Genomic DNA, 21,946 nt, shown 5'->3' with positions numbered 1-21,946 from the left:
GCGGGTTTTTTTTGCCCGAGCATCTATGATTGGTTGACGAGGTAAAATGATCGTTTTACCTTGATTCCATGAATATCGACGCCAAGCTTATATCCGTGGCCGAAGAGCTGTTCGACCGTCACGGCTTCAACGCAACCGGCATGGATCGTCTGGCGCAGGCCGCCGGGATGTCCAGCCGCACGCTGTACAAGCACGCGGGCAGCAAGAACGAGCTGATCGCTGCCGTGTTGATGACACGTGGACAGCGCTTCCTGCAGCGCCTGGAGTTGGACAGCGTCGCGGCGTTGTTCGATGCACTGACCAGCTGGATGGGCGAGGAAGGTGCGCGGGGCTGTCTGTTTCTGCGTGCCCAGGGCGAACTCGGCACGGCCCTGCCGGAAGTCACCGAGGTCGTGGCGGCGTACAAGGCGCGCTTCAGCGAGACGGTGCGGCGGATTCTCACCCGACAGTTGGGCGTCAGCCCCGATGAGGAACTGGTCGAGCAGGTGGTCATTCTCTTCGAAGGTGCCACGGCCGCGGCCAGCTACCGCGGCCCGGCTGCAGTGGCCACGGCAGGGCGCGCGGCGACGCTGCTGGCCCTGCGGGGGCAGGCATGACCCGTGAATGGCGCCTTGGTGTCACGGGCTTCGGCCTGATCGCGGTGTGCTACGGCTTCGCCCGTTTCGCTTTCGGCCTGTTCCTGCCGCAGATCGATGCTGATCTCGCTCTGCCGGACGCCGTTGGCGGCCTGATCGCCGGTGGCTCCTTTCTTGGCTACTGCCTCGCCATCGTCGTCGCCGCACAACTGACCGAGCGCCTCGGCGCGCGTACCGTCGCCTTCGTTGCCGCATCGATCGCCATGCTCGGTATGCTCGGTATCGCCCTCGCGCCATCGGCGTTCTGGCTCGCCGCTGCGGTATTGCTCGCGGGCGTGAGCACGGGGCTGGCTTCACCGCCCATGGCCGCAGCAGTGGCGGCGATCGTCCAGCCGCAGCGTCAGGACGGCACCAATACCCTGATCAACGCCGGCACCAGTGCAGGCGTGATTCTGTCCGGCCCGGTCGCACTGATGTTTGGCGCCGAGTGGCGGCTGGCCTACGGCGTTTTCGCAGCCGCGGCATGCGTGCTGGCGGTGCTGGCGATTTTGCATGTGCCGCGTACCGCCGCGCCGCCTGTGCAGGCTCACGCTGGCGCTGCACTGTTCAGCGCCACCTTGAAGCGACTGGTGGTGGCGTCCCTGCTGATGGGCGCGGCCAGTACGGCCTTGTGGTCGTTCGGCAGCGAGATCGTGGCGCAGCGTCTGGGGTGGCAGAGCGCTGGGGCCGGATTGCTCTGGGTGGTGATCGGCGCCGCCGGGATCGCCGGTGCCGGGGCTGGCGCTCTGGTCGCCAGGCTGGGCATCGACTGGGCGCACCGGCTGTGTCTGGCCGCGCTGGCGGCGGCCATCGTCCTGGTCGGCATGGGTGGCATGCCGGCCCTGGTGCTGCTCGGCGGCGCGCTGTTCGGCGCGGCCTACATCACGCTGAGCGGCATCTATCTGGTCTGGGGCGTGGCGGCATTGTCAGAACGCCCCGCCACCGGACTGACCATCGCCTTTCTTGGCATTGCCGTTGGCCAGACGTTGGGTGCACCGGTGTTCGGCGCTCTGGCGAGCTGGCTGAGCCTGACGCATGCCGTGGTGCTTTTCGCGTTGCTGGCTTTGCTGGCAGGCACCATGCGCTCGGCTGTAGTCGAGGCTGTGCCCGCCCGCTGAGGCAGCCATTGTGCAGAAAAAGACCCGCGCGAGGCGGGTCGAAGGGTGACAAGCAACAACAGGATTCGGCGAGCCCGGAACCAGTGCGTCAGGCTCGGGGTCAGGTACTTACTTGGGCTCGAAGATCACGTAGACCTTGCGGCAGGCTTCCAGCACTTCCCAGGTGCCGGAGAACCCGGCGGGAATCACGAAGCGGTCGCCGGCGCGTACGGTCTTGGCGTTGCCATCGGCATCACGCAGCACGGAAACACCCTGGAGGATCTCGCAGTACTCGTGCTCGGTGTAGTTCACCGTCCACTGGCCCACTGCACCTTCCCAGATGCCGGTGCTGAACTGACCGCAGGGGCTGCTGTAATGGTTGCGTACGCTCTGCTCGGGGTCGCCCTTGAGCACTTTCTCCGCTGCGGGGCGATAGTGTTCGGCGGCCGTGCCGGCCTGGGCGAAGTCGACGATCTGCTCGATGGTCATCTGGCTGTTCCGTGGTGGTCGATGGCGGCAGCCGCGCGGCCGGCAGGGCGCGACGGCAAAGACGTGGCAGCAGTCTATGTTTAAAAAAACGAACATGACAAGGGCTTTTACCTGCCTATGTCAAAAATATTGAAAAGCCACAGGCCTCTGGTTTAGTGTGGCGAACAGGATTTGGCCAGCGAGCTGGCCTTGCAGAATTATTGACAGTGCGCGTCCCTGCGGGCGCCGCTTCCACCCATTGAGAGGATGCCGGAATGACTAGCCTGACTCGTAGCGACTGGGAACAACGCGCCAAGACCCTGACCATCGAAACCCGCGCCTTCATCCACGGCGAATATCGCGCTGCCGAGTCCGGCGCCACCTTCGAGTGCATCAGCCCGGTCGACGGGCGTCTGCTCGGCCTGGTGGCCAGCTGTGATCAGGCCGATGCCGAGCTGGCGGTCAAGGACGCCCGCGCCACCTTCGACTCCGGCGTGTGGTCCCGTATGGCGCCGGCCCAGCGCAAGAAGGTCATGATCCGCTTCGCCGAGCTGATCGAGGAGAATGGCCAGGAGCTGGCTCTGCTGGAAACCCTGGACATGGGCAAGCCGATCAGCGATTCGCTGAGCATCGACGTGAACAGCGCGGCCAACGCCATTCGCTGGAGCGGCGAGGCCATCGACAAGGTCTATGACGAAGTTGCCGCCACGCCTCACGATCAGCTCGGGCTGGTCACCCGCGAGCCGGTGGGCGTGGTCGCCGCCATCGTGCCGTGGAACTTCCCGCTGCTGATGTCCTGCTGGAAGCTCGGTCCGGCGTTGGCCACCGGTAACTCCATCATCCTCAAGCCCTCCGAGAAGTCGCCGCTGACCGGCATCCGCATCGCCCAGCTGGCCATCGAGGCCGGCATCCCGGCTGGCGTATTCAACGTGCTACCGGGCTTCGGCCACACCGTCGGCAAGGCCCTGGCCCTGCACATGGACGTCGACACCCTGGTGTTCACCGGCTCGACCAAGATCGCCAAGCAGCTGATGGTCTACGCCGGCGAGTCGAACATGAAGCGCGTCTGGCTGGAGGCCGGCGGCAAGAGCCCGAACATCGTCTTCGCCGACGCACCTGACCTGCAGGCCGCTGCCGAAGCCGCCGCCAGCGCCATCGCCTTCAACCAGGGCGAAGTCTGCACCGCCGGCTCGCGCCTGCTGGTGGAAAACTCGATCAAGGACAGGTTCGTGCCGATGGTGGTCGAGGCGATCAAGGCCTGGAAACCGGGCAACCCGCTGGACCCGGACACCAACGTCGGTGCCCTGGTCGACACCACGCAGATGAACAACGTGCTGAATTACATCCAGGCCGGTCACGACGACGGCGCCAAGCTGGTGGCCGGGGGCAAGCGGGTGATGGAAGAGACCGGCGGCACCTACGTCGAACCGACCATCTTCGACGGCGTGAGCAACGCCATGCGCATTGCCCAGGAAGAGATCTTCGGCCCGGTGCTGTCGGTGATCGGTTTCGACGATCAGGACGAGGCCATTGCCATCGCCAACGACACCGTTTACGGCCTGGCCGCTGCGGTGTGGACCAGCAACCTCTCGCGCGCCCACCTGGTGGGCAAGGCGCTGCGCGCCGGCAGCGTGTGGATCAACCAGTACGACGGCGGCGACATGACCGCGCCGTTCGGCGGCTTCAAGCAGTCCGGCAACGGTCGCGACAAGTCGCTGCACGCGTTCGACAAGTACACCGAGCTGAAGTCCACCTGGATCAAGTTGTAACGATAGCGGGGCGACCTCCTGGTCGTCGGCCAGGTGATCGGCTCCCCTCTTCCATTCATGGGAGAGGGGCTGGGGGAGAGGGCCGAGAGCGCAGCGAAACTGCCGGCTACCTCGCTCCCCGAAACCTACGGCCGGGTTCCCGAGGAACCCGGCCGTTGTCTTTGCAGCGGCTCATCAGCCAAGGAATTCGCCAATGCGTTGGGGCACCTATTTCGCCGTCTGTGCGGCAGTCATCAGCATCGGCCTGGCGCTGGGCGTGACCATGCCGCTGGTGTCGCTGCGCCTGGAAAGCTGGGGCTACGACTCCTTTGCCATCGGGGTGATGGCCGCGACCCCAGCCGTTGGCGTGCTGCTCGGTGCCTTGCTGGCGGGGCGCCTGGCGGCGCGCTTCGGTACCACCGTGCTGATGCAGCTGTGCCTGCTGCTCGGCGCGGTGTCGGTGGCGGGGTTGGCGCTGGTGCAGAACTATGCGGTCTGGGTCGGTCTGCGCCTGTTCATCGGTGTGGCGCTGACCGTGGTGTTCATCCTGGGCGAAAGCTGGATCAACCAACTCGCCGTGGAGAAGTGGCGCGGTCGCCTGGTGGCCCTGTACGGCACCGGCTATGCCCTCAGCCAGCTCAGCGGCCCTCTGCTGCTGACGGCGCTCGGCACGGCCACCGACCGGGGTTTCTGGACGGGCGTGTGCCTGCTGATCGGCGGCTCGCTGATCCTGATCGGGCGCAGCGGCGCGCCACAGGTGGATGCACACAGCGCTTCCGGGCGCGGGCTGCTGGTGTTCTGCCGCAAACTGCCGGCGATCGCCTGGGCAGTGATGCTGTTCGCCGCCTTCGAAGCGATGATGCTGACCCTGTTGCCGATCTACGGTCTGCGCCAGGGCTTCACCCAGGAGGTGGCGTTGTTCATGGTCAGCGTTGTGGTGGTCGGCGATGCGGTGCTGCAGCTGCCCATCGGCTGGCTGGCCGACCGCATGTCGCGGCAGTTGCTGTTCCGCGCCTGTGGTTGCGTGCTGCTGGTTTCCAGCCTGGCCATTCCACCCTTGCTGCACACGCCGTTGATCTGGCCGGTGCTGGTGGCCTTCGGCGCCAGCGCAGGTGGCTTGTTCACCTTGTCGCTGATCATGATCGGTGAGCGTTATCGTGACGACGAACTGGTGCGCGCCAATGCTCACGTCGCCCAGCTGTGGGGGCTGGGCTGCCTGATCGGGCCGTTGACCACCGGCGCCGTCAGCCAGTGGCTGAGCGGCCATGCGCTGCCACTGATGATGGCTACCGGTGCGTTGGTGTTCATCATCCTGGCGAGCAAGCGTGGCGCCTTCAGCGAGATGGAGGCAGCGCGCTCCTGAATCCCCTCACCGCCATTGCCCCAGCGCCCGGGTCTGCTGCAGGTCGGCTTCCTCGATCAGCTCGGCGATGGTCGTACCGATCTGCTTCACCGCTGCCTCTAGGGCCGCGCTCGGCGGTTCGGCGTAGTTCAGGCGGATGCAGTTGCGGTACTTGCCGGCCGCGGAAAAAATGCTGCCCGGCGCGATCTGGATCTTGTGCGGCAGCAGCGCGCGATTGAGCTTCTGGCTGTCGAAGCCCTGTGGCATCTCCACCCAGAGCATAAAGCTGCCCTGCGGTCGGCTGACCCGGGTGCCGGCCGGGAAATAGCGGCTGACCCAATCCACCATCAGGTCGCGGCTGCGCAGGTACTGCGCGCGCATGCGCCTTAGGTGCGGTTCGTAATGCCCGTCCTTGAGGTATTCGGCCAGCGCCAGCTGTGGCAGCTGCGCGGTACTGCCGGTGCCCAGGTACTTCATGTGCACCACCTGCTCCAGGTAGCGCCCCGGGGCGATCCAGCCGACCCGCAGGCCTGGCGCCAGGGTCTTGGAGAATGAGCTGCAGAACAGCACGCGACCGTCCTCGTCGAAGGACTTGATGCTGCGTGGGCGCGGGTAGCTGTAGGCGAGGTCGGCGTAGACGTCGTCCTCGATGATGGCCACATCGAAGCGCTGCGCCAGAGCAACCAGGGCGCGCTTGTTGGCGTCGGGCATGATGTAGCCGAGCGGGTTGTTGCAGTTGGGAGTGAGCTGGATGGCCTTGATCGGCCACTGCTCCAGAGCCATCTCCAAGGCATCGAGGCTGATCCCGGTGAGCGGGTCGGTGGGCAGCTCCAGCGCCTTCATGCCGAAGCCCTTGAGCGCCTGCATGACGCCATGGAAGCTCGGCGAGTCGACCGCGACGATGTCACCGGGCTGGCAGATGGCGCGCACGGCCGCCGACAGGGCTTCGTGGCAACCGGTGGTGACCACCAGATCCTGGGCTTCCAGTTGGCAGCCGGAGTCGAGCATCAGCCGGGCGATCTGTTCCCGCAGGCGAATATCACCGCGAATGCCGCCATAGGTGAGTACGTCCGGGTCCTGCCGGCGCGCCTGGCGCGACAGGTTGCGCAGCAGCGGCTTGAGCGTCGGGCCGCTGATATCGGGGCGGCCACGGCCCAACTGCAACATGTCGCGCTGTGGCGAGCTGCTGATCAGTTCCAGTACGTGATCCCACTGCGAAACTTCCACGGGGCGCTGTGCGGCTCGACTGATCTGCGGCAGGGCGGGCATCTGCCGCCCCACCGGCACGAAGTATCCGGACTTCGGTCGCGGCGCGGCCAGCCCCATGTCCTCGAGGTGGCGGTAGGCCTGCTGCACGGTGCTCAGGCTGACGCCATGTTCCTGGCTCAGGCTGCGTATCGACGGCAGGCGGTCGCCTGGGCGGTACAGTCCCTGCTCGATACGGGTGCCGATCAGTTCGGCCAGGTTCAGATAGAGCGTCATGACAGTCGTCCGCCTGTTGCAAGGTGTATGGACAGCAACCAGTACAGATCGCCGGGAAAAATTCCATTCAGTGGGAAAACGGCGAAATCTGTATGGAGTTAATAAGAGATTTTTGGATCTGTCATGCATTTTATGATCACGCCATGCTGATCTCCCATGACAGAAGGCAGCGGGAGAGCAACCATGAGCGGATTCAGCAGGACAGATTTCGCAGTGGGCGAGTTCGTGCGGGGAACGCCGTGCAAGGATGAGGCGCGCTACTTCGGCCGCAACTGGCCGGCTTTCTGGCGGCGTCTGAATACACGGGGCACGCTGCGCAAGCTCACCGATCAGCAGTTGCGCGACATCGGCCTGAGCCGCGCCCAGGCCGAGCGCGAGGCGCGCCTGCCGTTCTGGAAGCTGTAGGGGCCGGCTTCACTGCACGGCACCCGCAGGAGCGGCTCGAGCCGCAATTCGCAGGCCTACAGCAACTCTTTAAGCCGGTGCCAGGCCATCCCCAGTGCCAGCAGCGGCGAGCGCAGGTGCTTGCCGCCGGGGAAGGTCATGTGCGGGACCTGGGCGAACAGGTCGAAGCCGCGGCTTTCCTGTCCGGCGATGGCCTCGGCGAGCAGCTTGCCTGCCAGATGCGTGGCGTTGACGCCGTGCCCGGCGTAGGCCTGGGCGTGGAACACGTTGGGCTGGTCCTTGAGTCGGCCGATCTGTGGCAGGCGGTTGGCACCGATGCCGATCATCCCGCCCCACTGGAAGTCGATACGCACGTTGGCCAGCTGCGGGAATACCTTGAGCATCTTCGGCCGCATGTAGGCGGCGATGTCGACCGGATCGCGCCCGGAATAGTGGCAGGCACCGCCGAACAGCAGGCGGCGGTCGGCCGAGAGGCGGTAGTAGTCGACGGTCACGCGCTGGTCGCACAGCGCCATGTTCTGCGGGATCAGCTGGCGCGCCTGCTCTTCGGAGAGCGGTTCGGTGGCGATGATATAGCTGCCGGCCGGTAGCACCTTGCCGCTCAGCGTCGGGTTGAGACCGTTGATGTAGGCATTGCAGGCCAGCACCAAGTACTTGGCGCGCACCTGGCCGTTGGCAGTGTGCACACGCACTTCACTGCCGTAGTCGATGCCGGTCACCGGTGAGTCTTCGAACAGCTGCACGCCCAGCGACTGGGCGGCAGCGGCTTCGCCGAGCGCGAGATTCAGCGGGTGCAGATGGCCCGAGCCCATGTCGATCATGGCGCCGTGGTAATTGTCGGAGCCGACCACCTCATGGATGCGCTCCTTCGGCACCATGCGCAGTTCGTGGCGATAACCGAGGCTTTCCAGCTCGGCCTTGTCCTCGGCAAAACCGTCCATGTGTGCCGCCTTGTTGGCCAGATCGCAATAGCCCCAGGTCAGGTCGCAGTCGATGCGAAACTGCCCGACGCGGCTGCGCACGATCTCCACGGCTTCCAGACCCATCAGCTTGAACTGGCGCACGCCCTCCTTGCCGACCACCGATTCGAACTGCTCGACATCATGGCCGACGCCTCGAATCAGCTGCCCGCCGTTGCGGCCGCTGGCGCCCCAGCCGATCTTGCGCGCCTCCAGCAACGCCACCGAGAGGCCTTTCTGTGCCAGCTCGATGGCCGTGTTCAGGCCGCTGAACCCGCCACCGACGATGCACACGTCCACCTGCCGTTCGCCGTCCAGCGGTGGGTAGGCCTGCTGGCGATTGACGCTGGCGGCGTAATAGGAAGCGGCATGCTGTGGGCTGTGGACGGGCTGGTGAACGCGGGCGTTCATGTGCGAAATCCTGATTTCGTTGTGTGGAAAATTCAACGCAGCATAAGCGCGTGATTGTTATCACGCCAAGAGACAGGCAGAAAAAAGCAGGCTGCCTCCGCTCATGGCGTTTTGGTCTGTCGCCGCTGAAGCGCCTCCCACAGGAAATGCTCGGCCCCGGTGGCGGGGGGCGTTAGCCGCGACTTGAGGTGTCTGAGCGAATGACATTGCGGCGCCTGGCAGTAAACTTGCCGCCATCACCTAAGGATACCCAACGATGAGCTGCACCGACCGCAAGATCGACCACCTGCGCCGGCAGATCCCGCGCTTCGACTGCGTGCCCGGCTGCCATGACTGCTGCGGGCCGGTCACCGCCTCGTCCGAGGAGCTGGCGCGTCTGCCGGTCAAGAGCGATGCCGAGCACGATGCGGCGCTGGCCGAATACAACTGCGTGCATCTGGGGCCCAACGGCTGCGAGGTGTATGACCAGCGCCCGCTGATCTGCCGCCTGTTCGGCACCACGCCGAACCTGCCCTGTCCCCGTGGCCGCGGGCCGGAGCAGCCGATCGAGCCGGCGGTGGAGCGTCAGGTGCACCGGCTGATCGCCACCACGCGGCAGCGCCTGGTGTAAATCCCTGGGATGCTGTGGAGCAGCGCATAAAGAACGCCATTCCGTAGGAGCGAGCTCTGCTCGCGAACCTGGCCACGCAAAAGCTTCGCGAGCAGAGCTCGCTCCTACAGATTCACTCCGGTACGGAGAGTGCCAGCGATCATCCTTCTTGCTTGCAGCTTGCCGCTGCTTCACTCCGGCACCGGCAGGGCTAGGCTCTCCTTCACCTCTTCCATGACGATGTAACTTTTCGATTCGCGCACGTGCGGCAGCTTGAGCAGGATGTCGCCGAGCAGCTTGCGATAGCTGGCCATCTCGTTGATGCGTGCCTTCACCAGGTAGTCGAAGTCGCCGGACACCAGGTGACATTCCAGCACGTGCGGCAGCTTGAGCACGGCGCGGCGGAATTCCTCGAAGGTGTCGCCGGACTTGTAGTCCAGGCTGATTTCGACGAATACCAGCAGGTTGGCCTTGAGGTTCTGCGGGTTGAGGCGGGCGTGGTAGCCCATGATGATGCCTTCGCGCTCCAGGCGGCGTACGCGCTCGGTGCAGGGCGTGGTCGACAGCCCCACGCGCTCGCCCAGTTCGGTGAAGCTGATACGCCCGTCCTCCTGCAGGATGCGGAGGATGTTGCGGTCGATCTTGTCCAGTTCACGACGGCTTTGATGCTGGGTTCTCATGGGGAATCCGCCTCTGCAAAACGGCTTTTTGCCAAGAATTCTCGCCAAATATAGCCGTGTATATGGTGAAAAGCACTGCACGGCTCTTCCTATACTGCGCCCATCGACAACAATGGCCTGTAACGCACGCGCCCTGGGCGCGGCGGGGAGAAAAACATGCGTGTTCTGGTTCTCGGCAGCGGTGTGATTGGTACCGCCAGTGCTTACTACCTCGCCCGTCAGGGCTTCGAGGTGGTGGTGGTCGACCGCCAGGACGGCCCCGCCTTGGAAACCAGCTTCGCCAACGCCGGTCAGGTTTCCCCCGGCTATGCCTCGCCCTGGGCCGCCCCCGGCGTGCCACTGAAAGCCATCAAGTGGCTGCTGCAGAAGCACGCTCCGCTGGCGATCAAGGCCACCGGTGACGTCGATCAGTACCTGTGGATGGCGCAGATGCTGCGCAACTGCACCGCCAGCCGCTATGCGATCAACAAGGAGCGCATGGTGCGTCTGTCCGAGTACAGCCGCGACTGCCTCGACGAGCTGCGTGCGGAGACCGGCATCAGTTACGAAGGCCGTCAGCTTGGCACCACCCAGCTGTTCCGCACCCAGGCCCAGGTCGATGCTGCCGCCAAGGACATCGCCGTGCTGGAAGCCTCCGGTGTGCCGTTCGAGCTGCTCGATCGTGACGGCATCGCCCGCGTCGAGCCGGCCCTGGCTGGCGTCAAGCACAAGCTGGCCGGCGCCCTGCGCCTGCCCAACGACCAGACCGGCGACTGCCAGATGTTCACCACCAAGCTGGCGGACATGGCCAAGGCGCTCGGCGTCGAGTTCCGTTTCGGCCAGAACATCCAGCGCCTGGACGCCGTGGGCGACCGCATCAACGGCGTGTGGATCGACGGCAAGCTGGAAACCGCTGATCGCTACGTGCTCGCCCTCGGCAGCTACAGCCCTCAGCTGCTCAAGCCGCTGGGCGTGCGCGCGCCGGTCTACCCGCTCAAGGGCTACTCGCTGACCGTGCCGATCACCAACGCCGACATGGCGCCGACCTCGACCATTCTCGACGAGACCTACAAGGTCGCCATCACCCGTTTCGACGGCCGTATCCGCGTCGGCGGCATGGCCGAGATCGCTGGTTTCGACCTGTCGCTCAACCCGCGCCGTCGTGAAACCCTGGAGATGATCACCGCCGACCTCTACCCGCAAGGCGGCGATCTGCAGCGCGCCGAGTTCTGGACCGGCCTGCGCCCGGCCACGCCTGATGGCACTCCGATTGTAGGTGGCACGGCCTTCCGTAACCTGTTCCTCAACACCGGTCACGGCACCCTGGGCTGGACCATGGCGTGCGGTTCCGGTCGTCTGCTCGCCGACCTGATGGCCAACAAGCGTCCGCAAATCAGCGCTGATGGCCTGGATATCTCGCGTTATTCGCGCAAGGCTCGCGAAGTGCACAGTGCCCCGCAGCCGCTGCGCACCTGATAGGCTGCGCGGCCCGGAAAATCAAAGGAGATTCGCAGCATGTCGATCCAGCGCCTGCATGTGGCCAAACGCTACAGCGAAGTGGTGATCCACAACGGCACGATTTACCTAGCCGGCCAGTTGGCCGACGACTTCGACGGTGACATCCGCGAGCAGACCCGCCAGACCCTGGCCAACATCGACAAGATGCTGGCCGAGGGTGGTAGCGACAAGAGCAAGATCCTCTCGCTGACCATCTTCCTCAAGGACATGGCCGACTATGACGGCCTCAACGCCGAGTACGACGCCTGGGTCGCCGATGGCCATGCACCGGCCCGCGCCTGTGTCGAGGCGAAGATGTACAAACCCGAAGTGTTGGTGGAAATGTGCGTGGTGGCTGCCGTTTGAGGCAGTCGCCGCAGTGAACAGTTTTTGCGGCCCGCCCTCCCTGGCGGCCGCCCTTGCGGGCCGTCGCAGAGCGACGTCAAAAATTGTTCCAGACAATTTTTTGCGGCTCGCCCTCCCTGGCGGCCGCCCCTACGGGCCGTCGCGGGGCGACGTCAAGAATTGTTCCAGACAATTTTTTGTGTTGGCTTCTCGCCCGGCTCCCGCCGGGCTTTTTTTATAGCCTGTAGCCCGGATGCAATCCGGGGCTTGGCAACGACCATCCCCGGATTGCATCCGGGCTACGAAATCAGCGAAGCAGTGAGAAATAACGAACCATGCGCCCTGCCCGTGCCCTGATCGATCTCGACGCCTTGCGTCACAACTATCAACTGGCCCGCGAACTCAGCGGCGCCCGCGCCCTGGCCGTGGTCAAGGCCGATGCCTACGGGCATGGCGCGGTGCGATGTGCACAGGCGCTGGAGAGTGAGGCCGACGGCTTTGCCGTGGCCTGCATCGAAGAGGCGCTGGCGCTGCGCGAGGCCGGCATCAGGGCGCCGATCCTGCTGCTCGAAGGCTTTTTCGAGGCCGATGAACTGGCACTGATCGATCAGCATGAGCTGTGGTGCGTGATTCACGCGCAGTGGCAGATCGAGGCCGTCGAGCAGGCTCAGCTCAGCAAGCCGCTGACCCTGTGGCTCAAGCTCGACAGCGGTATGCACCGCGTCGGCCTGCATCCGGCCGAGTACCAGGATGCCTACCGTCGCCTGCTGGCCAGCGGCAAGGTCAGCAAGATCGTGCTGATGAGCCACTTCGCACGTGCCGACGAGCCCGAGTGCGAGCGTACCGCCGAGCAGCTGGCGGTGTTCCAGCAGGCTCGCGAAGGCCTGAGCGCCGAGGTCAGCCTGCGTAACTCGCCGGCCGTGCTGGGCTGGCCCCAGGTGCCCAGCGACTGGGTGCGCCCCGGCATCATGCTGTACGGCGCCACGCCGTTCGAGCAGGCTCAGGAGCAGGCCGCGCGTTTGCGCCCGGTGATGACGCTGGAATCGAAGGTCATCAGCGTGCGCGAACTGCCGCCCGGCGAGCCCGTGGGTTACGGTGCGCGCTTCGTCTCCGAGCGGCCGACCCGCGTCGGTGTGGTCGCCATGGGCTATGCCGACGGCTATCCGCGTCATGCACCGACCGGCACGCCGGTGATGGTGGACGGCCAACCGACTCGCCTGATCGGTCGTGTGTCGATGGACATGCTCACCGTCGACCTCACCGACTTGCCACAGGCAGGCCTGGGCAGCCGTGTCGAACTGTGGGGCACGCAGGTACTGGCCAGCGACGTGGCCATGGCCGCGGGCAGCATCCCCTATCAGATTTTCTGCAACCTGCGGCGGGTGCCGCTGCTCTATCTCGGAGGCTGATTCGGCCGGCTGTAGAAGAGCATGAACGCAAGTGTTGTAAATTCCGAACGCTATGCCATGATACGAACACTTTTCGTATCACTCCCAGAGGGGGACCCCAGCATTGGACGTCGGCGTTCGACTGCAATCGATTCGTAAGCTCAAAGGTCTTTCCCAGCGTGAGCTCGCCAAGCGCGCGGGCGTCACCAACAGCACCATTTCCATGATCGAGAAAAACAGCGTAAGCCCCTCGATCAGCTCGCTGAAAAAGGTGCTGAGCGGTATTCCCATGTCGCTGGTGGAATTCTTCTCCCTCGACATGGAGCAGGAGAACCAGGTTCAGGTGGTCTACCGGGCCTCCGAGCTGACCGATATCTGCAGTGGCGCGATCACCATGAAGCTGATCGGCAAGGCTCATCCGAGCCGCGCCATTTCCTTCCTCGACGAGACCTACCCGGCCGGCACCGACACCGGTGACGAGATGTACGCCCACGAGGGCGAAGAAGCCGGCATGCTGGTCGAAGGCAAGCTGGAGCTGACCGTGGGCAACGAGGTGTTCATCCTCGAGCCGGGCGACAGCTACTACTTCGAGAGCAGCAAGCCGCACCGCTTCCGCAATCCGTTCGATGTACCGGCGCGACTGATCAGCGCCACCACGCCAGCGAACTTCTGATCAATAACCCTGCGACAATATGGGTTGTTTCGGCCAGGCCCGCTTGCCGTTATACTGTCGCCCGCTCGCGAAACCGTGGCCGCGGGCGTGACTAGCCACGAAGAGGGTGTACCGTGAATCTGATGAAGAAAATGCTGGCAGTACCGGCTGCCGTATTGGCCCTGTGGGCAGTGACTGCTCAGGCCACGACCGATGAAGCCATCGCCGAGCGCCTCAAGCCTGTAGGCGAGGTGTGCATCATGGGCGAAGAGTGCAAGGGCGTCGAAACCGTCGCTGCATCCGCTGGTGGCGGTGCGCGTACCGCTGACGACATCATCGCCAAGCATTGCAACGCCTGCCATGGCGCTGGCGTACTGGGCGCTCCCAAGATCGGTGACACCGCGGCCTGGAAAGAGCGCGCCGATCACCAGGGCGGCCTCGACGGCATCCTCGCTGCAGCCATCTCCGGCATCAACGCCATGCCGCCGAAAGGCACCTGCGCCGACTGCTCGGACGACGAGCTGCGTGAAGCGATCAAGAAGATGTCCGGTCTGTAAGACCCGCCGCTTCCCTGAAAAACCGCCCTCCGGGCGGTTTTTTCGTTTAGAGCCTGCTCACGAGCTCGCGAGCTAGAGCCATACAAGGCAAAAATAGGCGAGGAAGCGCAGTTTACGAGCTGTAAATGAGCATTCCGAGCCTGTTTTTAACGCAGTAGGGCCGACGCGCAGCAGATTGTGAGCAGGCTCTTAAGGCGATGGCATGCAACCATGCCGGCATCCACGCAGTCCAAGCAGCATTCGTCATGGATGTCGCGAGGAGCACCAGATGCCGCACAGCTGTACCCTCGAGCAAGCCGTCGACCACGTGTTGAGCAAGATCGACGGGCCAATTCATCTGGGCCTGCCGCTCGGTCTGGGTAAACCCAATCGCTGGGTCAATGCGCTGTATGAGCGCGTGCGGGATCTGCCCGAACGGCAGCTGACCATCTACACCGCACTGTGCCTGGCGCGTCCACGTGCCGACCAGGACCTGCAGCGGCGTTTTCTCGAACCCTTCGTCGACCGGGTCTACGGCGATTATCCCGAGCTGCAGTTTTTGGCCGATCTGCACACCGGCAACCTGCCGGCCAACGTGCGCGTCGAACAGTTCTTCTTCCAGCCGGGCAGCCTGCTTGAATGCGAGCCGGCGCAGCAGGATTACATCAGCAGCAATTACAGCCATGTCGCCCGCGACCTCAATGCCAAGGGCCTGAACCTGGTCGCCCAGCTGGTCGCCGCCGATCCCGCGCAGCCCGAGCACTTCAGCCTGAGCTGCAACCCGGATGTCACCCTCGACCTGCTGCCCTTGCTGCAACGCCGTCGCGCGGCAGGCGAAACCGTGCTCAGCGTCGCTCAGATTCACCGCGACCTGCCCTACATGGCCGGCGATGCCCAGGTGCCGCGCGATACCTTCGATATCCACATCGCCGAGGAGGAGCGGACCACGCTGTTCTCCACGCCGAACATGCCGGTGACGTTGCAGGATCACTGCATCGGTCTGCTGGCCAGCACGCTGGTGCGCGATGGCGGCACCCTGCAGATCGGCATCGGCGCGATGGGCGATGCCCTGGCCGCGGCACTGATGGCCAGGCAGCAGGACAACGACCGTTATCGTGCCGTGCTGCAGGCGCTGTGCGATGGCGACGCCTGGGCCGAAGAAATCGGCGCCAACGGTGGTCTGGCCGCGCTCGAGCAGGGCCTGTACGGCTGCAGCGAAATGTTCGTCAATGGTCTGCTGGCGCTGGCCGAGGCTGGCCTGCTGCGCCGTGCGGTCTATCCGGAGCTGCGTCTGCAGCGCCTGGCGCTCGGCGGTGCGCTGGACGATCAGGGCCGCCCGCGCAGCGTACAGGCGCTGCTCGATGCCGGGCTGGCGTCAGCACTGCAGCCTTCGGACCTGAGCTGGCTGCGCGACAGCGGTCTGCTGCATGGCGATGTGCAGCTGGAAGAGGGCTGCTTGCATCTGCCGGATGGCAGCCGTGCGGCAGCGGATCTGAGTGACCCGGATACCCAGGCTCGCCTGCAGCCCTGGCTCGGCCGTGCGCAAGGTGGCGTCGTGTTGCATGGCGGCTTCTTCCTCGGGCCGGAGGGTTTCTACCGCCGCCTGCGTGAGCTGGATGAGGCCGAGCGGCAGCGCTTTGCCATGACCGGTATCCGTTACATCAACGAACTGTACGGCGAGGAGGGGCTCAAGCGTCTGCAGCGCCGCGATGCGCGCTTCATCAACACGGTGTTCACCATGACCCTGCTGGGGGCGGGCGTGGCCGATCAGCTGGAAGACGGTCGCGTGCTCAGCGGCGTCGGCGGGCAGTACAACTTCGTTGCCCAGGCGCATGCGCTGGAGGACGCGCGCTCGATTCTGCTGCTGCGCAGCTGGCGCGAGTCTGGCGGTGAGGTCAGCTCCAACATCGTCTGGGAATATGGCCACGCCACCATTCCCCGGCATCTGCGCGATATCGTAGTGACCGAGTACGGCATCGCCGATCTGCGCGGCAAGACCGATGCTCAGGTGATCGAGGCGCTGCTCAACATCAGCGACTCGCGCTTTCAGAACCAGCTGATCGAGCAGGCGCAGCAGGCGGGCAAACTGCCGGCGGATTTTCGCCTCGATCCGCGCTTCGCCAACAATCTGCCCGAGCGTCTGCAGCTGGTGCGCGGGCAGCATGCCGGGCTGTTCGCCGAGTACCCGCTGGGCAGCGACTTCAGCGCGGTGGAGCAGGACCTGGTGCGGGCGCTGAGCTGGCTCAAGAGCAAGCTGCGCCTGACCGAGGTGCTGGAGCTGGGCAAGGCCACGCTCGATGCGCCGGAGCCGGGCGCCTATCCCGAACACCTGCGGCGCATGAGCCTGGAGGCGCCGGATGGTATGCGCGAGGCGCTCTACCAGCGCCTGCTGCTGGCAGGCCTGCAGGCCACTGCCGCGCCCTAAGGCGCGCGAGGCCCTGCACGGTCCTTAGTCGAGGAAGCGCACCTGGCCGTTCTCCAGGGCGGCGACACGGGCCAGCGATTCGACGCGGTAGCCTTCGCTCTGCAGCAGGTTGCGGCCGTCCTGGAAGGATTTCTCGATGACGATGCCGATACCGGCAACCTGAGCGCCGGCCTGCTGGATCAGGTCGATCAGCGCCTTGGCGGCGTGGCCGTTGGCGAGGAAGTCGTCGATCACCAGTACCTTGTCGGCAGCGGTCAGGTGGCGGGCGGAAATGGCGATGGTGCTTTCGGTCTGCTTGGTGAAGGAGAACACCTTGGAAATCAGCAGATCGTCCTTGAGCGTCAGCGACTGGAACTTGCGCGCGAAGATCACCGGAATGCCCAGTTCCAGGCCGGCCATCACGGCCGGGGCGATGCCCGAGGCCTCGATGGTGACGATCTTGGTGATGCCCTGGCCGGCGAAACGCTGGGCGAACTCGTGGCCGATCTCCTGCATCAGACGTGGATCGATCTGGTGGTTGAGAAAGGCGTCCACCTTGAGTACGTGCTCGGACAGCACGATGCCTTCGCTGCGAATCTTCTGTTTCAACGACTCCACGGTCGATCCTCTGGTTGAGCAGAAAAGCTGCGGATTTTCGCTCAAAACACCCCGGATTGTGTAGTGAAACCGAAGCCTGGCCGACAGTCGTAGGCGGTTGACCGCTTAGACAGGTTGCTGGCGCCGGGCAGGAGTAGCCCGGATGCAATCCGGGAGCGGTCACGATGACCCTGGGCGCTCGCTCAGGCGCTTTTGGTCAGCCGCCGCAGAATGTCCCTGGGGATGCCGCGGGTATCGAGCGGCAGTTTGTCCGGCGCCGGCTCGATGCCCAGTTCATAGAGCCAGTTGAGGGCGTATTCGCGCAGTTGCTTGAGCTCGTAGGCCTGCCACTGCTGGCGAATCGGCGCAAAGGCTTCGATCTCGTAATCGAAGGCGCGCAGCGGTTTGCGACTGGTCAGCGCCGCACTGAGCAGTGGGTGGGCGTGCAGATCGTCGAGGGTAAACAGAAAGGACTCGCGCATGGCGATGCGCTGCGGTATGTCGAGGTTCGGCACCTGGCTGTAGCGGTCGGGATCGAGTTCGATCTGCTGGCGCTGTTCGCTGTACTGATCCTCCGGTGACAGAGTCAGGACGTTGCCGCTTTCCAGGTCCAGCCAGTGTTCCTGCTGTTCGCGGCCATTGATCAGCTGTATCAGGGCATCGAGGTCGAGGGTGAAGGTGCGCATGGTTTCAGCCCCTGTTTCTGAGCGATATCTTCTTTCTGACTGGAAAATTTGGCGAGGGTGCCGGTGGCATCGAAGTGGTGGGCTGAAGCCCACCAGACAACCAGTCCCGCGCTTCAGCGCTTGAGCATGGCGCGCATATTGGCCAGGGCGTCGTTGCCGCGCGCGGTCTTGACCTCCGTCGGCGCCTCTTCCAGGCCTTCCCAGACCAGATCTTCCTGCGGCAGCTCATCAAGGAAGCGGCTCGGCGAGCAGTCGATGATCTCGCCGTACTGCTTGCGCTTGGCGGCGAAGGTCAGCGCCAGGTTGCGCTTGGCGCGGGTGATGCCGACGTAGGCCAGGCGTCGCTCTTCCTCGATGGTGTCGGCCTCGATGCTGGAGCGGTGCGGGAGAATCTCCTCCTCGAAGCCGATGATGTACACCGAGGGGAATTCCAGACCCTTGGATGCGTGCATGGTCATCATCTGCACGCCTTCGGCGCCTTCTTCCTCTTCCTGCTGACGTTCGAGCATATCGCGCAGCACCAGCTTGCCGATGGCGTCCTCGATGGTCATGTCGCCGTCTTCGTCGCGCTCCAGGGTGTTCTTCAGCGCATCGACGAGGAACCAGACGTTGCCCATGCGTGCCTCGGCGACCTTATCGCTCGAGGCGTTCTGCCGCAGCCAGTTCTCGTAGTCGATATCCATGACCATGCTGCGGATGGCGGCGATCGGGTCGTTCTGCGCGCACTCCTGGCGCACGCGATCCATCCAGCGGGTGAAGCGTTGCAGGCGCTCGGTGAAGCGCGCGTCGAGGTGTTCGCCGAGGCCGATCTCGCCGGCCGCCGCGTACATGCTGATCTTGCGCTCGCTGGCGTAGTTGCCGAGCTTTTCCAGGGTGGTCGAGCCGATCTCGCGGCGCGGCACGTTGATCACCCGCAGGAAGGCGTTGTCGTCGTCCGGGTTGACCAGCAGGCGGAAGTAGCTCATCAGGTCCTTCACCTCCTGGCGGGCGAAGAAGCTGGTGCCCCCGGACAGGCGATAGGGAATCTGGTGGTGCTGCAATTTCAGCTCCATCAGCTTGGCCTGGTAGTTGCCGCGGTAGAGGATGGCGAAGTCGCTGTAGGGGCGCTGGGTGCGCAGATGCTCGGTGAGGATCTCCAGCGCCACCCGCTCGCACTCGGCCTCCTCGTTGCGCGTACGAATCACGCGGATCTCATCGCCATGGCCCATCTCCGACCACAGCTGCTTCTCGAACACGTGGGGGTTGTTGGCGATCAGCACGTTGGCGCATTTGAGGATGCGGCTGGTGGAGCGGTAGTTCTGCTCCAGCATCACCACCTTGAGCGAGGGGTAGTCCTCCTTGAGCAGCATCAGGTTTTCCGGGCGCGCGCCGCGCCAGGCGTAGATCGACTGGTCATCGTCGCCGACCACGGTGAACTGGTTGCGCATGCCCACCAGCATCTTCACCAGCAGGTACTGGCTGGCGTTGGTGTCCTGGTATTCGTCCACCAGCAGGTAGCGGATGCGGTTCTGCCACTTTTCCAGAATGTCGGCGTGCTCCTGGAAGAGTTTTACCGGCAGCAGGATCAGGTCGTTGAAGTCCACCGCGTTGTACGCCTTGAGCGTGCGCTGGTAGTGCAGGTAGACGATGGCGGCGGTCTGCTCCTTCGGCCCGCGTGCATTGGCCAGGGCCTCGTCGGGCAGGATCAGGTCGTTCTTCCAGCTGTCGATGTAGTTCTTGATCTCGTCGGCACCGTCGTCGCCGGAATACTCCTTCTGCATGATGTCGGTGAGCAGCGCCTTGATGTCGCCGTCATCGAAGATCGAGAAGCCGGGTTTGTAGCCCAGGCGCGCGTATTCCTTGCGGATGATGTTCATGCCCAGGTTGTGGAAGGTGGACACGGTCAGGCCGCGCGCTTCGCTGCCCTTGAGCAGGGTGCCGACGCGCTCCTTCATCTCGCGCGCGGCCTTGTTGGTGAAGGTCATGGCGACGATGTGCTGGGCGCGGATGCCGCAGTTCTGCACCAAGTGGGCGATCTTGCGGGTGATCACGCTGGTCTTGCCGGAGCCTGCGCCGGCGAGCACCAGAAGTGGGCCGCCGACATAGTTCACGGCCTCTTGTTGCCGGGGGTTCAGTCGGGACATGGGATCGATCACAGAAAAAGGGCCGCGCATTTTAACAGGCCTGGCGGCTTCTGCCGCGACCGTCCGGAACTGTGGCCTGGCGCACGGAATTGAAGCGTGGCGCGCTGGGTTATCCGAACGGATGCAGTACTCTGGTTCCACTTGCCGGTTTTTTGGCTATACCTCAGGATGTGCGTTCACTTTCACCCGGATGTGATTGATTAGACGTCGGTTAAGACGCGGTCAGGCGACACGATTCGCCATCATTCTTGATCATTGGGGGGAGGTCGCTTGTCCACGCTCGTCGAACCCATGCGCCTGGTTCTGCTGGCGGATTCGCCTGGCTGGGCCGAATTGTTGCGCGAGCATCTGGGCGCTCTTGGCAGCCCCTTTCCGCTGATCACCGCACCGTCCTGGGATGCTGCCAGCAACCTGTTCGATGATCACGCCAGTGGACTGCTGCTGGCCACACCGCAGCGAATGCCTGATGCCGGTCAATGCCCGCTGCCGATGGTGCTGCTGCTCGAAGACGAGCCCAGCGAGGAGCCAGTCGGTGTCAGCGACTGGCTGGTGCGTAGCAGCCTCAACCTCGATGTATTGCGCCGCTGCCTGCGCTACGCGCGTGAGCAGGGCAACCTCAAGCACACGCTGCAACGTCTTGCCGAGCAGGACCCGCTGACCGGTATCGCCAACCGCCAGGGTTTCCAGACCCTGCTTGCTGCGCGCCTGGCCGAATGCGGCGGCCGCGGCCTGGTGCTCGGCCACCTCGACCTGGACAACTTCCGTCACGCCAACGATGCCCTGGGCTACCAGGGCGGTGATCGCCTGATCCTGCAGGTGGTGGCGCGCCTCAAGGGAGTGCTGCAGCCCTGCGACCAGCTCGCTCGGCTGGGCAGCGACGAGTTCGCGCTGTTGCTGGACGTACGCCGCGACCCGCAGCGCGTCGAGCGCCTGGCCGAATGTGTCACCGAAGTGCTGGGTGAGCCCTACTGGGTCGACGGCGAAAGTCTGCTGATCGGCTGCAGCCTGGGGCTGGCCCACGCCCGCGCCGGGGAGGGCGCGGACCCGCTGCTATGGCACGCCCATATCGCCATGCAGCAAGCCAAGAGTCAGCAGGGCTGCGTGTTCCACGTCTACGACGAGCGCCTCAACCGCAGTGCACGCAGCCAGGCCGATCTGGAGAGCGAGCTGCGCCGCGCGTTGCGTCGGGACGAGCTGGAGCTGCACTACCAGCCGCGCCTGTGCCTGAAAAGCGGGCGCATCGTCGGCCTGGAGGCACTGGTGCGTTGGCAGCACGCTGAGCGAGGGCTGCTCTCGCCCAACGAGTTCGTGCCGCTGGCCGAGGAAACCGGGCTGATCGTGCCGCTCGGTTACTGGGTCATTTCCCGGGCCCTGCGTGACATGCAGTGGTTGCGCGGGCGTGGCCTGCCGGCGCTGCACATGGCGATCAACCTGTCGTTCCGTCAGTTTCAGGACAGCCAGTTGCTGCCGACGCTCAGCCGCCTGATCGAAGAGCGCGGTGTCGATGCCCAGTGGCTGGAGTTCGAGCTGACCGAAACCGCGGTGATGCGCCGCAGCGATCAGGTGCAGCAGACCATGCTCGCGCTGGGACGGCTAGGCGTGCGCTTTTCACTGGACGACTTCGGTACCGGTTTCTCCTCCTTCGTCCATCTCAACAGCCTGCCGATCACCCTGCTGAAAATCGACAAGAGTTTCGTCGGCGGCATGGGCGAGCGCGCCGAGAACCGTCAACTGGTGCGGGCGATGATCAACCTGGCGCACAACCTCAATCTCGAAGTGGTGGCCGAAGGGGTGGAGAACATCGAACAGCTCGACATGCTGCGCCAGTACGGCTGCGATCAGGTGCAGGGCTACCTGATCAGCAAGGCCCTGCCGCTGGCCGAGCTGGCACGTTTCCTGGTGTTCGGCATGCGCCAGCCGCTGCTTGGCGGATCGTAACCCGTA

At 64.5% G+C, this 21,946-nt stretch carries 20 protein-coding genes; 13 read left to right on the top strand and 7 right to left on the bottom strand.

Translation table 11 applies throughout. From position 1 onward, the window contains the following. Positions 1–68 precede the first annotated feature (68 nt). Positions 69–596 carry a TetR/AcrR family transcriptional regulator gene (locus GYB81_RS06095; RefSeq protein WP_161866216.1) on the top strand — a complete coding sequence of 176 codons (528 nt, stop codon included), beginning with the start codon at positions 69–71 and terminating at the stop codon, positions 594–596. Next, positions 593–1,732: an MFS transporter gene (locus GYB81_RS06090; RefSeq protein WP_161866217.1), complete on the top strand. Its 1,140-nt coding sequence runs from the start codon at positions 593–595 to the stop codon at positions 1,730–1,732. Before GYB81_RS06095 ends, GYB81_RS06090 begins: the two co-directional genes overlap by 4 nt. Before the next feature lie 108 nt (positions 1,733–1,840). On the opposite strand, the gene GYB81_RS06085 is transcribed toward GYB81_RS06090, so the two are convergent. Then, positions 1,841–2,200, bottom strand: coding sequence for a cupin domain-containing protein (locus GYB81_RS06085; RefSeq protein WP_161866218.1), 360 nt, complete (start codon positions 2,198–2,200; stop codon positions 1,841–1,843). 254 nt (positions 2,201–2,454) lie between these two features. On the opposite strand from GYB81_RS06085, the gene GYB81_RS06080 reads away from it, so the two are divergent. Next, the gene (locus GYB81_RS06080; protein ID WP_161866219.1) at positions 2,455–3,948 is read left to right on the top strand and encodes an aldehyde dehydrogenase; all 1,494 of its coding nucleotides are present in this window, start codon (positions 2,455–2,457) and stop codon (positions 3,946–3,948) included. Positions 3,949–4,141: 193 nt separating this feature from the next. Further along, a complete protein-coding gene (locus GYB81_RS06075; RefSeq protein ID WP_161866220.1) occupies positions 4,142–5,290 on the top strand; it encodes an MFS transporter in 1,149 nt (382 codons plus the stop codon). Between the two features lie 6 nt (positions 5,291–5,296). On the opposite strand, the gene GYB81_RS06070 is transcribed toward GYB81_RS06075, so the two are convergent. Then, on the bottom strand, positions 5,297–6,751 hold the full coding sequence (locus GYB81_RS06070; protein ID WP_161866221.1) for an aminotransferase-like domain-containing protein: 1,455 nt from the start codon (positions 6,749–6,751) through the stop codon (positions 5,297–5,299). A gap of 183 nt (positions 6,752–6,934) precedes the next feature. Here GYB81_RS06070 and GYB81_RS06065 point away from each other — a divergent pair, with 183 nt between their 5' ends. Beyond that, positions 6,935–7,156 (top strand): DUF1127 domain-containing protein, encoded by a 222-nt coding sequence (locus GYB81_RS06065; RefSeq protein ID WP_161866222.1) that lies wholly within the window; start codon positions 6,935–6,937, stop codon positions 7,154–7,156. 56 nt (positions 7,157–7,212) lie between these two features. Here the strand turns inward: GYB81_RS06065 and GYB81_RS06060 are convergent, their stop codons facing one another. After that, positions 7,213–8,526, bottom strand: a complete 1,314-nt coding sequence (locus GYB81_RS06060) for an NAD(P)/FAD-dependent oxidoreductase (protein ID WP_161866223.1) — start codon at positions 8,524–8,526, stop codon at positions 7,213–7,215. 256 nt (positions 8,527–8,782) lie between these two features. On the opposite strand from GYB81_RS06060, the gene GYB81_RS06055 reads away from it, so the two are divergent. Further along, complete coding sequence (locus GYB81_RS06055; protein ID WP_161866224.1) at positions 8,783–9,136, top strand: YkgJ family cysteine cluster protein; 354 nt, start codon at positions 8,783–8,785, stop codon at positions 9,134–9,136. A 170-nt stretch (positions 9,137–9,306) separates the two neighbouring features. On the opposite strand, the gene dadR is transcribed toward GYB81_RS06055, so the two are convergent. Continuing rightward, the gene (gene dadR / locus GYB81_RS06050) at positions 9,307–9,795 is read right to left on the bottom strand and encodes a transcriptional regulator DadR (protein ID WP_017678280.1); all 489 of its coding nucleotides are present in this window, start codon (positions 9,793–9,795) and stop codon (positions 9,307–9,309) included. 156 nt (positions 9,796–9,951) lie between these two features. Between dadR and dadA the strand changes: the two genes are divergently transcribed. The 6 genes from dadA (at position 9,952) to GYB81_RS06020 (ending at position 16,617) form a co-directional block, all read left to right on the top strand. Further along, positions 9,952–11,250, top strand: coding sequence for a D-amino acid dehydrogenase (gene dadA, locus GYB81_RS06045; RefSeq protein ID WP_161866225.1), 1,299 nt, complete (start codon positions 9,952–9,954; stop codon positions 11,248–11,250). A 39-nt stretch (positions 11,251–11,289) separates the two neighbouring features. Next, positions 11,290–11,637, top strand: a complete 348-nt coding sequence (locus GYB81_RS06040) for a RidA family protein (protein ID WP_013713456.1) — start codon at positions 11,290–11,292, stop codon at positions 11,635–11,637. Between the two features lie 314 nt (positions 11,638–11,951). After that, a complete protein-coding gene (gene alr / locus GYB81_RS06035; protein WP_161866226.1) occupies positions 11,952–13,025 on the top strand; it encodes an alanine racemase in 1,074 nt (357 codons plus the stop codon). A 103-nt stretch (positions 13,026–13,128) separates the two neighbouring features. After that, entirely contained in the window at positions 13,129–13,677 is a 549-nt protein-coding gene (locus GYB81_RS06030) for a cupin domain-containing protein (protein ID WP_161866227.1), read from the top strand. A 113-nt stretch (positions 13,678–13,790) separates the two neighbouring features. Continuing rightward, positions 13,791–14,213: a c-type cytochrome gene (locus GYB81_RS06025; protein WP_161866228.1), complete on the top strand. Its 423-nt coding sequence runs from the start codon at positions 13,791–13,793 to the stop codon at positions 14,211–14,213. A 268-nt stretch (positions 14,214–14,481) separates the two neighbouring features. Further along, positions 14,482–16,617 (top strand): acetyl-CoA hydrolase/transferase C-terminal domain-containing protein, encoded by a 2,136-nt coding sequence (locus GYB81_RS06020; protein ID WP_161866229.1) that lies wholly within the window; start codon positions 14,482–14,484, stop codon positions 16,615–16,617. A 24-nt stretch (positions 16,618–16,641) separates the two neighbouring features. Here GYB81_RS06020 and GYB81_RS06015 read toward each other — a convergent pair whose 3' ends face one another. The 3 genes from GYB81_RS06015 to rep form a co-directional block, all read right to left on the bottom strand. Then, the gene (locus GYB81_RS06015) at positions 16,642–17,214 is read right to left on the bottom strand and encodes a xanthine phosphoribosyltransferase (RefSeq protein WP_161866230.1); all 573 of its coding nucleotides are present in this window, start codon (positions 17,212–17,214) and stop codon (positions 16,642–16,644) included. A gap of 182 nt (positions 17,215–17,396) precedes the next feature. Further along, positions 17,397–17,879: a UPF0158 family protein gene (locus GYB81_RS06010; protein ID WP_161866231.1), complete on the bottom strand. Its 483-nt coding sequence runs from the start codon at positions 17,877–17,879 to the stop codon at positions 17,397–17,399. A 113-nt stretch (positions 17,880–17,992) separates the two neighbouring features. Then, positions 17,993–20,002, bottom strand: a complete 2,010-nt coding sequence (gene rep / locus GYB81_RS06005) for a DNA helicase Rep (protein ID WP_161866232.1) — start codon at positions 20,000–20,002, stop codon at positions 17,993–17,995. 270 nt (positions 20,003–20,272) lie between these two features. On the opposite strand from rep, the gene GYB81_RS06000 reads away from it, so the two are divergent. Further along, positions 20,273–21,940, top strand: coding sequence for a putative bifunctional diguanylate cyclase/phosphodiesterase (locus tag GYB81_RS06000; RefSeq protein ID WP_161866233.1), 1,668 nt, complete (start codon positions 20,273–20,275; stop codon positions 21,938–21,940). The last annotated feature ends 6 nt before the right edge of the window (positions 21,941–21,946 follow it).

Source organism: Pseudomonas yangonensis (genome assembly GCF_009932725.1).
GTDB lineage: Bacteria > Pseudomonadota > Gammaproteobacteria > Pseudomonadales > Pseudomonadaceae > Aquipseudomonas > Aquipseudomonas yangonensis.
Note: the sequence above shows the minus strand (reverse complement) of the source record. Positions and strands in the feature narration are given on the sequence as shown.